A 13,319-nucleotide genomic window follows, 5' to 3' on the forward strand; every position below is an offset into this window, starting at 1 on the left:
TTATTTAAAACGACGTTGTCGTTTGGCCTCAAAAATAAGAATTCCTGCCGCAACTGATACATTCATAGAATCTATTTCTCCCTGCATTGGGATAATAATATTTTGCGTCGAATTATTCAGCCAATCATTGCTTAATCCAGTAGCTTCAGTACCAACAACAATAGCTGTTGGTTTAGCAAAATCTTGTGTGTCATATTCTACTGAAGCTTTTAAAGCGGCGCAGTAAATAGAAATGTTTTTAGCTTTTAAAAAGCTAATAATTTCTGCTGTGGTTCCTGTAGCTATTTTATTTGTAAAAACACAACCAACACTAGATCTTATGATATTAGGGTTGTACAAATCGGTTTTTGGATTTGCAATAATTACAGCATCAACATTGGCAGCATCGGCAGTTCGTAAAATAGCGCCGATGTTACCTGGTTTTTCAGGAGCTTCTACTACTAAAATTAAAGGTGTTTCAGTTTTAATAGCTAAATTATCTATACTACTTGCCTTAGTTTTTGCAACAGCTAAAATACCTTCAGTAGTATCCCGATAAGCCAGTTTTTGGTATACTTCTTTAGAAATCTCAATAATGCTTGCTGGTTGATTTATTAAGTCGTTTACCTGATCTAAAGAAAATAATTCAGGATAGAACAAAATGGTTTCTATTTCATATCCCCCTTTTAAAGCTAAAGAAATTTCGCGTTTGCCCTCAATTAAAAATAACCCAGTTTTTTTGCGTTCGCGCGACTTATCTTTTAATTGAGTAAGTTGTCGAATAATTTGGTTTTGTATACTGGTTATTGACTTTGTAGGCAATTGTTTACTAATTTTGTTTCTGCAAATTTACTACAAATATGAAACAACTATTACTATTCAGCTTATTCATTTCATTTTCTATTTCTATTTATTCACAACAAGGGCCACCACCGCCTTGTGGAATTACATCAGTTTACATTTGTGATGATAATGACGATGGTTTTAAAGAGTTGAATTTGAGGGGTTTATTTCCATTTACTTCATTTTGCGCAGCTAGCCAAGGGGAAGTTGAGACTGATTATCATACAATTTCTTATTATGAGACGCAGGATGATATGAATAATGAAACGAATGCTATTATAAACCCTGAAGCCTATACAAATATATCTAACCCACAAGTCATTTATTTTAGAGCAAATGCTATAAATTCTGGAGGGAACTTTGAATCCCTTACATCGTATGATGATTTTGTAGAAATTAAAAGGTTATCTACTACTATTTCTCCATTAGAAGTTTGTGATGATTTATCAGATGGAGATGACACAAATGGATATGCTATATTTGATTTAACACAAATAGGAGTTAGTATATTTTGCGGAAGCGTACCAAGTAATTATTCTGTTTCATATTATAAAGATAAAGCTCAAACTGATTTAATTGTTAACCCAACTGCTTATTACTCTAATACACAAACTATTCACGCAAGAGTTGAATATTTAGATACAGGGTATGTGGAAACAACATCATTTGAGTTGATTGTTTGGATACCGCCAACAATGAATAGTGTGTCTAGTGTTTTGGTTTGCGATGATGACTCAGATGGGTTTATTGAATTTGATTTAACTAATAAAGATTCTGAAATTTTAAATGGGCAAGTAGGTAGCGAAGTATTGTATTATGAAGATTCTTCTTTTACAAATCCTATAGACAAAAACACCTTGTATCAAAATATAACAAATCCACAAACAATTTATGTAAGAGTTGAAAATTCATTCGGTTGTTTTGATACAGGAGAGTTTAGTATAAGTGTATTGCCTATTCCGCAAATAAATCAACCAACACCTTTAGAAGTTTGTGATGATATTAGCGGAGATGGAGTTGAAACTTTTGATTTAAATTCTAAAAACACAGAAATAATTGGTACTCAAACAGGTGTGTCAATATCTTATTATTCAACTCTGTTTGATGCTGAAGTTGATATTAACCCTTTACCATCTTCATTCACTAATTACGCTAACCCGCTAACAATATATGTAAGAGTTCAGAATGACCCCACAGGATGTTTTGCAATAACTACTTTGGACTTGTATGTGAAAGATTGTTCTAATTCTGGCGTTATTGAAGTCAATGCGTTTTATGATGAAGATACTAATGGTACTTTTGAAAATGATGAAAACCTTTTTGTGAATGGGCTTTTTACCTATGAAATGAATAATGATGGCATTCAATACGTTGTAAGTTCTTCAACAGGGTCTTTCGAAATTATAAGTGACGACGATAATAATACTTATGACATAAGTTATAGTTTATACGATGAGTATTTAGATTGCTATAATATTACAACTGATTTGTACGAAGATGTTAGTGCAACAAACGGAAACCTTGTAACTTATAACTTCCCAATTACCAAAGTTCAAGATTGTGGAGATATTGCCATTTATTTAGTGTCCTATGTGCCGCCAAGACCTGGATTCGATTATGTCAATTATTTAGTAATTAAAAATAAAGGTTTAGAAACTGTTGCTTCTGGTTCAGTTGAGTTTGTTCATGATCCATTGGTAACTTTCAATAATGTAACTTATATAGATGCTGGCAATAGTGTTGTAAATACTGCTACTGGTTTTACTTTAGATTTTATTAATCTTGCGCCTAATCAACAAGAAACAGTATTAATTAATATGAATGTTCCTGTTCCAACAAGCTTAGGGGCTTTATTAACAAATACAGCTACATATTCTGTAACTGATTTATCTGCTGAAAACAACACATCTGTTTTGTCTGAAACCGTAATAGGTTCATACGACCCTAATGACATTGCAGAATCTCATGGACCAGAAATTATTCATAGTGATTTTGAAGCTACTGATTATTTATATTACACCGTAAGATTCCAAAATGTAGGAACAGCTGATGCTATAAATGTATCTATTGATAATACATTAGATTCTCGTTTAGATAAGTCAACCATTCAAATGCTTTTGTCAAGTCATGCCAATGTGTTTACTAGAGTAGATAGTCAATTAAATTGGAAATTTGATAATATTCATTTACCAAGTGAAGATATGGACGAGCCTAATAGCCATGGTTACGTATATTATAAAATAAAGCCTTTAACTGGATATAGTGTTGGTGATATTATACCAAACACAGCCGAGATTTATTTTGATTTTAACCCTGCAGTTGTCACTAATACATTTCAAACAGAATTTGTAACTACACTTTCTAATGAAAAGATTAGTGATTCAGAGTTTGTTTTATTCCCAAATCCAGCAAATAATTTGGTTGAATTAAAATTTAATAAATACTCAAGCAATAGTATCGAAACTAGAATATATAATATTCAAGGAAAAATGATTCTTAGTAATAAAAATCAATTGCAAAATAAAGCGGTTCAATTAAATGTTTCTTCTTTAAAAAGTGGATTGTATTTTCTTAAAGTAAATGATGGCGTTAATGAATTTACAAGAAAGTTAATGGTTAAATAAATAAGGTATAAATTGTAATACAAGCTTTTAAAAGACGACAAACACATCAAACTAATTTTAAGCAAAATGAAAAGCATATTTCCAGTATTACTAGTATTTTTAATTGCCTCTTGCAAGCAAACACCAGAAGCAAAAACAGAAATAGAAGAAGCAGTAATTACAACGACTTCTAAAATTTACCCAGAAAACATTTCAAAAATATTTAAAGCCCATGGAGGTATTGATACTTGGAATGTTATGGAGAATTTGGTGTTTGAAACTGAGCTTCCTGAAGGCAATGAAAAAACGACAACAGCTTTAAAAAGTAGAAAATCATTAATTGAAACTAATAAATTTAAGATTGGTTTTGATGGCGAAAAAGTTTGGTTAAAACAAGACACATTAGCTTATAAAGGCAATGCCAAATTTTATTATAATCTAATGTCTTATTTTTACGCAATGCCTTTTATTCTAGGAGATGATGGTATTATCTACGAAGATGTTGAACCATTAATTTTTGAAGAAAAAGAATATCCAGGAATTAAAATTTCTTATAATGATGGAGTAGGAGAGTCACCAGAAGATGAGTATGTATTGTACTACGATTCTGAGACAAACAAAATGACTTGGTTGAGCTATACAGTCACCTATTTTTCAAAAGAAAAAAGTAAAGAATTTCGTTATATAAAATACAGTAACTGGCAAACTATTGAAGGTTTGCTGCTACCCGAAACGTTAACATGGTATAATTATGAAAATAATAAACCAACAACAAAACGTAGCGATTTAAAGTTTATAAATGTAATTCTATCAAAAGAAAAGCCATCAGATACTTTATTTGAAATACCTGAAGGCGCAAAAATTATTGAATAGTAACTTTAATAAAAAGCTTCGTAAATCCTTACGAAGCTTTTTTGTTTTTATTGATTCTTGAACTTATTTGAATAGCGTTTCCAGAGTTTAGTTTGGTGAGTATCTAAGCTTATTTTTCTACCATCAATAAACGCCTCAATTATAATATTTGTCCGCATATCTAAAGCATCTCCTTCGCTAATAAAAAGGGTTGCACTTTTACCAGTTTCTAAGCTTCCATAGTTAGTGTCAATTCCTAATATTTTAGCAGGATTTAATGTAATAAGTTGCAATGCTTGTTCTTTAGTTAATCCATGAGCAACTGTGGTGCCAGCATAAAAAGGTAAATTTCTGGAATTCATGCGTTCCATTTGTCCACTGGCTTGCAGGGCTACTAAAACACCATTATCAACTAGAAGCTTAGCTTTTTTATAAGGTAAATCATAATCATCATCATCATTATTTGGTCTAGAATGTACACGTTGCAATAGTACAGGAACATTATTTTGTTTTAAAAGATTAGTAATTTTATAAGCGTCTCTGCCTCCAACTATAACCATTTTTGTTATACCATTTTCTTTAGAAAAATTTATAGCGTCAGTAATACCTTTTTCGTCATTAACATTTATATAAAGTGTTTTAGAACCATCAAAAACACCTTGTAAAGCTTCAAAAGGTAAATTAGTTATAGACTCACTTCCTTTATTATAAGCTTTACTTGCTTTAAAATAGTTAGCTACTTCGGAAACTTGATTTGCATATTTTTTATTTATTTTTAGGCCAGGATCTTCTCCAAGCCACCATCGGCCTCTTGTAAAATTATTAGGCCAATTCATATGAATGCCATCATTAGTCTTTATATTAGCATCTTCCCAATTCCAAGCATCAAACTGCACTATTGATGAGGTGCCAGAAATACGACCACCGCGAGGTGTAATCTGCCCTAAAAGCACACCGTTTGGCCGCATAGATTCAATAACTTTAGATTCAGTGTTGTATGCAATTAGACTTCTAATATGTGGATTCCATGTTCCCATTTCAGCATCATCGTCTGTAGCTTTTACTGCATCAATTTCAACTAAACCTAAAGTGGAATTTGGAATTATAAATCCAGGATATATGTGCTTCCCCTTTCCATCTATAATTTCGCCAATACGAGCTATTTTTGTTAAAGCACTTCCAACGAAAGTGATTTTGCCACTATCAAACATGATAAGTGAGTTCTCTATAACTTTGCCATTCCCTAAATGGGCTGTAGCACCTTCAATAGTTATGGTTTTTGTTTGCTTTGGAGCAGGTGTTTGTTGTGCTATTACTATTGAAGAACACAATAACATAACGAATAAGAATATTTTTTTTAAATTTTTCATTTGTAATATGTTTTTAGTGTTGGTAATCGTTATCAATAGAATCGCAGTGTAAATGCTCTTTTATTTTCTTTTTAATAGGTTGTGTTTTTAGACCTTTATTTTTAGCTTGCATCATCATATTAATAAGTTCACTTTTTTCGCTCTTTATTTCTGAGCGCTTTATTTTATCCTGTTTTAAGTCAAAATAAGTTACACCTTCAATAATTGTTTTTTCAGCTTTTGCATAAATAGATAATGGATTGTGCGACCAAAGCACAACATCAGCATCTTTACCGACTTTAATACTACCAACACGTTCATCAATATGTAACAATTTTGCAGGATTTAGTGTAACAAATTTCCAAGCTTCTTCTTCGCTAATAGCACCATATTTAACTGATTTTGCTGCTTCCTGATTTAAACGACGAGACATTTCTCCATCATCACTATTAATAGCAACGGTTACACCAGCATTGTGCATAATGGCTGCGTTATACGGAATAGCATCATTTACTTCATATTTGTAAGCCCACCAATCACTAAATGTTGAACCACCAACACCATGTGCTTTCATTTTATCTGCAACTTTATAACCTTCAAGAATATGTGTAAATGTATTGATGTTAAAATTGAAGCGTTCTGCAACTTTCATAAGCATATTAATTTCGCTTTGCACATAAGAGTGACAGGAAATATAGCGCTCTTTGTTTAAAATTTGAGCAAGCACATCTAGTTCAATATCTTTTCTGTATGGCTTACCACTTTTCTTTAATGCATCATACTCTTTAGCTCTTGTAAAATAATCTATATAAACTTGCTCAACACCCATTCGTGTTTGCGGAAAACGAACTCCGTTTTGATGCCTGGTTTGTTTTACGTTCTCTCCCAAAGCGAATTTTATAAATTTAGGACTACTTTTATAGATTAAACTATTTGCCGTTTCTCCCCATTTTAATTTTATGATAGCAGACCGGCCACCAATTGGATTAGCAGAGCCATGCAATATTTGAATTGAAGTAACGCCTCCTGCTAAATTTCTGTAAATACCAACATCAGTTTCATCAATTACATCTTCAATAGAAACTTCTGCCGATGAGTTTTGTCCGCCTTCATTAATGGATGCAGCAGCAATATGCGAGTGCTCATCAATAATGCCTGAAGTTAAATGTTTGTTTTCTGCATCAATAATTTTTGCATTGCTATCTGATAGGTTTTGTCCAATCTTTGCAATTTTCCCATTTTTAATTAAAACGTCTGTGTTTTTTAATATACCTTCTTTTTCGTTAGTCCAAACCGTTGCGTTTTTAAATAAGAGGGCTTCAGCTTTGGGTAATGCTGAAAAGCCATATGAATTATTAGGATAAGTTACAGGGAAAATTTTTTCGCTTTCAGTATCATCTTTATTTGTGGTTTTTTTAGAAACATCTTCTTCTTTAGAATGTTTTGCAAAAAAAGAAAGCTCATTGCCATTAGGCATAATTGTTTTCCCGTTCAGATTTTTATTAGCATCAACATTGGCTACAATTCTTATAAATTCTTGTTTTGTTGAGTCTGCAGTTGTAAAAGCAATATTTACCCAGTCATCTTTATAAGTTATTCTAGAACCACGCACTTTTTCATTAGAAGTGATTTTGGTTTTTAATTTATTTGATTCACCACTTATAGACATTTTATAAGTTTGACCATTTAAAGAAAATTTATAGTTACCAGTAATGTCCTTGGTATTCATATCTTTTATAACATTTTTATTCCCTTGAACCCAATTTTCAAAAAGCTTGGTTTTTTTATCGAAAATATCGCCAGAAGTAATTAAAAAATTAGCTTGACTCTCGTTTTTTAAAGAACCAATCATTTTAGATTTCCCTAATAGTTGTGCAGGAATTGTAGTTAAAGCTTCCAATGCTTTTTCTTTAGAAAGTCCATGTTTTATAGCATTTAAAAGATGGGCTTTAAATGCATTAGGCGACTTTAAACTGTGTGTTGTTAATGCAAATGTTATGTTGTTTTCTGCTAGCATTTTTGGGTTTGATGGTTTTTGATTCCACGCTCTCATATCTGCTAACGATAAAGTAGATGCTAAAAAAGTATTTTCAACATCGTAAGCTTTTGGGAAGTTTATAGGGATAATTAATGATGCATTAGTTGCTTTTATATCGGCAATGCGCTCATATTCATCACCACCACCAAGAATAACGTATTGCACATTATGTGCATCACCAACTTTATCGGCTCTTAAAATATTTGCTCTACTGCCAGCATCAAAAATTTGAACTAAACTTTTGTTATGGTTTAAAGCCTCTATTGATAAATCTTTAGTTTTATTGTGTCCTTTTGCATACCAATCGGCATCCAAATAAAGTTGACGTAGTAAAGCCATACTTCCCATAATAGAGCTAGGGTAAGCCTGTCTTGAAGTAACACTTTTTCTAAAGGATAAATACTGTCCAGAGCTTACATCTAAAACCCTAGTTTCGTTACCCGCGTTTTCATTTAGTGCAACTAAAGTACCTTGTCCTCTTACAATACCGTCTTGAATGTGCGTGTTAACAACACCAAAGCCAGCATTAATAAGCGCTTTGGCCGATTTAGAGTCGTACTTAAAATTGTTAATTGTTTTATTTTCTGGCATGACATGGTCATTCCAATAGTATCCTGTTCTACTAGCATCGTATTGAGCAGTTCTACTATTACTTGAAGAACGCTTAGGTTTTTCTATGCCAAAACTCGAATACATGTCTATAAAAGAAGGATAAATACTTTTACCAGAAACATCAATAATCACTGCATTCTTAGGAATATTAACTGATGTTCCAGAAGCGACTACTTTTCCGTTACGAATAAGTAGGGTGCCTTTATTAATAACTTGTGTTGGAGTAACAAAAATTTTAGCATTTGTAAATGCGGTATAATTTGTGTTTGTTGCTTTTACTCCGTCATTTTTAGGAAAATAATCTTGTGCATAAAAAGAAAAGCTACACAAAAGTGTGAAGATTAAAAATTGCTTTTTTATCATTATTTGGTTAGTTAAAAATTATCTTTCTAAAGATATAAATTAAGCGAGTAGTTGTGCTGCATTAAATGTTTTTTAACATTTAATTATAAAGACTTATTCTCAAAATAGTTAACCAATAAAGCAACAACATAACTGTAACTTTCCATGCCTTTTTCTTGACTATTGGCTTTTAAAAAATTGCTATAGAAGAGTTTAAAAAGAGGTTCGGTAGGGTTTTGGTGTGTTTCCCAAAAATCACGGACTTCTTTATAATTTTTTAAAATGCCTTTATTTACGGTTTTTACAATGGTTTCATATAAAGCTTCATCACGTCTATATATTTCATTCAAACAAAAACGTAATCCAAATGTATAACCAGTATATTTAAAATAAATATCGTCATTATTTATAGTAGCCAAAGTGCCAATAAAATTGGCTTCATTTTCGGCAGCATAACCTAATTGATGTGCTATTTCGTGTGCCGTTGTTGTAGGGAATTTATAAATAGGAATAATAGCATCAACTTGTGCTTCATTAGTTAAAGGATTCAAGTATCCACTAAACCCCATGTATGTTAAAGGGTAGCTAAATAAAGATTTTTTAACACTTTTTGGTTTGTATTCTAAGTGCGGAAATACTTGTTTTAAATTATCATAACCTTTTTTGGTAATCTCAAAAACTTCCGATTTACTATAAGGAATATCAACTTTTACAGTATCATTGTTTGTTATTTTTAAATGATGGTCATTGGATTTTTCAATTAGCTTTTTAGTCACAGAAACTAATTGTTCGGTTGTATAGTCATGTTTTAAATTAAGATTTTTATGAAGAGGAAGCCTGTAATAATTTAATCCCCAAAACAAATGAAAAGCAAAATAAAAAATCGATACAACAGCAAACACATCAATAAACCATTGCTTAGTGTCTTTTCGTAATCGCTTCCTATTTTTATACAGCCATCTAATTGCGTAAATAATAGCAAATGCGTAAATTAAATCACCAAAAGAAAATGGTAGCCAACCTAATACATACCTAAAAATTTTCGAAATATAAGGATACAATCCATTACTGTAATAGCTTTCTATAAACTCTGGGTAATGGGCTAACCATTTAACTATTATATATTGTGGAATCAGTAAAAGTGCAATACTTATTTTTTTGTTCTTCAACATCTTTCAAAAGTAATAAAAATTTGTACCCAATGGCATTTGTTTGTCTATTAAGGTTTCTTCCTGCTTTTCGCTATATCTTTTTTTCGTGCCTCAAAAAAGGATGTCACTTCAATCAGGAGTAGCTGCCAAAATCTGTGCATTTTTGTTACCTTTACGCAACTTAATAAAAATAACAATGAGCTCAGAAATAAGACAACTTCAACCGCAACAACTTTGGAATAAATTTGCAGATTTAAATGCAGTACCTCGTGCATCCAAGAAAGAAGAACGTGTTATTGCCTTTATGAAAGATTTTGGTAAAAACCTGGGATTAGAAACTATTGAGGATGAAGTTGGGAATGTTATTATAAAAAAGCCAGCAACCCTTGGAATGGAAGACCGAGTTACTATTGTAATGCAATCGCATTTAGATATGGTACACCAAAAAAATAATGATACAGTTTTTGATTTTGACACTCAAGGTATTGATATGTTTGTAGAAGGAGATTGGGTAAAAGCAAAAGGAACAACTTTAGGTGCCGATAACGGTTTGGGTGTTGCCACTATAATGGCAATATTAGAAAGTGTGGACATACCACACCCAGCCATTGAAGCCTTGTTTACAATTGATGAAGAAACAGGAATGACGGGAGCTATGGGCTTAAAAGGAGGCTTACTTGAAGGTGAAATATTATTGAACTTAGACACAGAAGAGGATGACGAAATAGGAGTAGGTTGTGCAGGTGGTGTAGATGTTACAGCTACTAGAAGTTATACTGAAGAAGACACGCCCGAATTTAAAATAGGTTATGCTATAACTGTAAAAGGTTTACAAGGGGGGCACTCTGGTATGCAAATTCACGAAGGCTTAGGGAATTCTAATAAAATTTTGAACCGTATTTTATTTGATGGTTTCGAGAATTTTGGATTACGAGTTTCTGAAATTGATGGAGGGAGTTTGCGTAATGCTATTCCAAGAGAAAGTAAAGCTATTGTAGCAATTGATGCAGTTCATGAAGAAGCATTTTTATTAGAAGTCGCTCAACAAACCGGAATCATTAAAAAAGAACTTAAAACCATGGAGCCTGATTTAGAAATCACTATATCTAAAGCTGAGGCTCCAAATAAAATAATGGATTTAGGGGTTCAAGAAGGAGTGACTAGGGCATTGTATGCTGCATTAAATGGAGTTTATAGGATGAGTGCTGATATTCCGGACTTGGTAGAAACATCAAACAATATTGCACGAGTTATTATTAAAGAGGGTAATATCCATATTGGATGTTTAACACGCTCATCGGTCGAGAGCTCTAAAATGGATTTGGCAAATACACTTCGTGCTACTTTTGAGTTAACTGGATGTGAAGTTGAGTTCTCTGGCGATTACCCAGGCTGGACACCTAATATGGATTCTGCTATTTTAAAAGTAATGACTAAATTATATGAAGATTTAAATGGAGAAAAGCCCCATGTAGCTGCTTGCCATGCAGGATTAGAGTGTGGCATTCTTGGAACTAATTACCCTACTATGGATATGATTAGTTTTGGTCCAAATATAAAAGGAGCGCACTCACCAGATGAACGTGCTCAAATTTCATCGGCTCAGAAATATTGGAAATTTGTACTTGAGATTTTGAAGAGTATTCCGAAAGGATAATTTTATATAAATATCCATTTATATTAGCTTTTAAAGTTTGTCTATTTGATTGCAAATTTGTTTATCTATACAGATTTTTTCATTGGTTTATATGTTTTTTTGCATTATATTTAATGTTAATATTAGATATATGTTAATTAATTAATAAAATTTATTTAGATTTGAAGTCCCTAATTATTAAAATTCTAACCTTAACTAAGTAATAATTTAGTTCTTGAATGAATAAAGTAGCCAGTATAAATAATGAAGAATTTATTAGTTTAATAAATGAAGGCAATGTTGCTGCTTTCGAAATATTATTTAAGTTATACCGCTCAAAATTATTATACATAGCTTCACAGTATATTGCAAGTAAAGAAGATGCCGAAGAAATAATTCAAAATGTCTTTATTAAGGTTTGGTCCAAAAAAAATGTACAGTCTAATATAAATGGATATTTATATAAAGTTACTAGAAATGCATGTTTAGACTACTTAAGAACAAAAAAACAATTACTAAATATTGAAAACAATTTAAATCAATTAGAAGCTTCAATAAATCATACAGCTTTTTCAGATGATACAGCATCTCTTCTTATAGAAAAAGAATTATATGAAGCTGTTTTGAAATCAATAGATTTACTTCCTCCTAAATGCAAAGATGTATTTGTTAAAAGCCGCATAGAAGGGCTTAACCATAAAGAAATTTCCCAGAAAATGGATATTTCGACAAAAACTATTGAAACACATATAACTAAGGCCCTTAAGCATTTACGTGTTTCTCTACGTGAATTTTTACCATTTTTATAATTTTTTTGAATTAAAATGACTTTTGACTAAGGGGTACCCTTAATTAAATACGTCATATATATAACTGTCCACATTATAATGAATAAAAAGCAATTATTAAGATATTTAAAAGGTGATATGGATTCTGTCGAAAAAAGAAAAACGATAGAATGGATAAGAAAAAGCCCAGAAAACCATAAAGTGTTTAATATCTTAAAAGCAGAATACATTGCTTCAACATTTAAAGATGTTCCAAATAACAATAGTGATTTCTTTTTTGAAAGATTTAAAAATATAATAAAGAAAAGAAAACTTGATAAATATTTGTACGCCGCTGCATCTATATTTGTATTGTTTTTGTTTTTATGGAATGCAAACAATAAATCTAATAATACAGTTATACAAGATAATCCTCAAGTTGTTAGTACAAACATAATTCCTGAGGAAATCAATCTCATAACATATAGAGGAGATAAAAAAGAAATTTACCTTCCTGACGGCTCTAAGATTGTCTTAAATGCTGAGAGCGAATTAATATATCCAAAAGAGTTTAATGATAGTATAAGAGAAGTTACACTTATTGGTGAAGCTTTTTTTGATATTAAAAGAAATGTAAACAAACCTTTTATAGTTAATACCAATAGTATCAAAATAAAAGTTTTAGGAACTTCGTTTAATGTTAAATCTTATGATAAAGATAAAAAGGTCGAGACTACATTGGTAACTGGTAAAGTGGAATTGATTAAAGACAAAGAAACACCTATTGTATTAGCACCTTCGCAAAAAGCTGTTTTTTATAAAAAGGAAAACAAACTAGAAATTGAAGAAGTAAAATCTTTAGAGGTCGTAGCCTGGAAAGAAGGGAAGCTGATATTTAAGAAAACATCATTACAAGAAGTTGTAATTGATTTAGAAAGAAAATACAACGTTAAAATTAATATTAATTCACAAAAACTATTAAACTATGAGTATACAGGAACATTTGACAACCTAAGTATTGATGAAGTACTTAAATTATTAACTATTTCGTCCCCAATTAAGTACTCCATCAAAAACGGAAAAATTATACTAGAATAAAAATATTTTAATCTAAACCTGCAAAAAAAAAAAAGAGAATGCTGCCACA

9 protein-coding genes are annotated in these 13,319 nt (G+C 31.4%); 5 read left to right on the forward strand and 4 right to left on the reverse strand.

Annotation, left to right across the window (positions count from 1 at the left end; all coding sequences use genetic code 11):
- Window positions 1-801 (reverse strand): TrmH family RNA methyltransferase, encoded by an 801-nt coding sequence (locus M3P09_RS05670; protein WP_249972360.1) that lies wholly within the window; start codon window positions 799-801, stop codon window positions 1-3.
- Between the two features lie 38 nt (window positions 802-839).
- Here M3P09_RS05670 and M3P09_RS05675 point away from each other — a divergent pair, with 38 nt between their 5' ends.
- Both M3P09_RS05675 and M3P09_RS05680 read left to right on the forward strand, forming a co-directional pair.
- On the forward strand, window positions 840-3,446 hold the full coding sequence (locus tag M3P09_RS05675) for a T9SS type A sorting domain-containing protein (RefSeq protein ID WP_249972361.1): 2,607 nt from the start codon (window positions 840-842) through the stop codon (window positions 3,444-3,446).
- A 66-nt stretch (window positions 3,447-3,512) separates the two neighbouring features.
- Entirely contained in the window at window positions 3,513-4,298 is a 786-nt protein-coding gene (locus tag M3P09_RS05680) for a DUF6503 family protein (protein ID WP_249972362.1), read from the forward strand.
- A 47-nt stretch (window positions 4,299-4,345) separates the two neighbouring features.
- On the opposite strand, the gene M3P09_RS05685 is transcribed toward M3P09_RS05680, so the two are convergent.
- From M3P09_RS05685 to M3P09_RS05695, 3 genes are all read right to left on the reverse strand, one after another.
- On the reverse strand, window positions 4,346-5,647 hold the full coding sequence (locus M3P09_RS05685; protein ID WP_249972363.1) for an amidohydrolase family protein: 1,302 nt from the start codon (window positions 5,645-5,647) through the stop codon (window positions 4,346-4,348).
- A 13-nt stretch (window positions 5,648-5,660) separates the two neighbouring features.
- Window positions 5,661-8,639 carry an amidohydrolase family protein gene (locus M3P09_RS05690; RefSeq protein ID WP_249972364.1) on the reverse strand — a complete coding sequence of 993 codons (2,979 nt, stop codon included), beginning with the start codon at window positions 8,637-8,639 and terminating at the stop codon, window positions 5,661-5,663.
- An 83-nt stretch (window positions 8,640-8,722) separates the two neighbouring features.
- A complete protein-coding gene (locus M3P09_RS05695) occupies window positions 8,723-9,790 on the reverse strand; it encodes a DUF3810 domain-containing protein (RefSeq protein ID WP_249972365.1) in 1,068 nt (355 codons plus the stop codon).
- A gap of 175 nt (window positions 9,791-9,965) precedes the next feature.
- Here M3P09_RS05695 and M3P09_RS05700 point away from each other — a divergent pair, with 175 nt between their 5' ends.
- From M3P09_RS05700 to M3P09_RS05710, 3 genes are all read left to right on the forward strand, one after another.
- Entirely contained in the window at window positions 9,966-11,426 is a 1,461-nt protein-coding gene (locus tag M3P09_RS05700) for an aminoacyl-histidine dipeptidase (protein WP_249972366.1), read from the forward strand.
- A gap of 218 nt (window positions 11,427-11,644) precedes the next feature.
- A complete protein-coding gene (locus M3P09_RS05705) occupies window positions 11,645-12,214 on the forward strand; it encodes an RNA polymerase sigma-70 factor (protein WP_099564175.1) in 570 nt (189 codons plus the stop codon).
- Between the two features lie 78 nt (window positions 12,215-12,292).
- The gene (locus M3P09_RS05710) at window positions 12,293-13,270 is read left to right on the forward strand and encodes a FecR family protein (RefSeq protein WP_249972367.1); all 978 of its coding nucleotides are present in this window, start codon (window positions 12,293-12,295) and stop codon (window positions 13,268-13,270) included.
- The last annotated feature ends 49 nt before the right edge of the window (window positions 13,271-13,319 follow it).

Origin of the sequence: Jejuia spongiicola (genome assembly GCF_023502325.1) — a bacterium.
Lineage (GTDB): Bacteria > Bacteroidota > Bacteroidia > Flavobacteriales > Flavobacteriaceae > Wocania_A > Wocania_A spongiicola.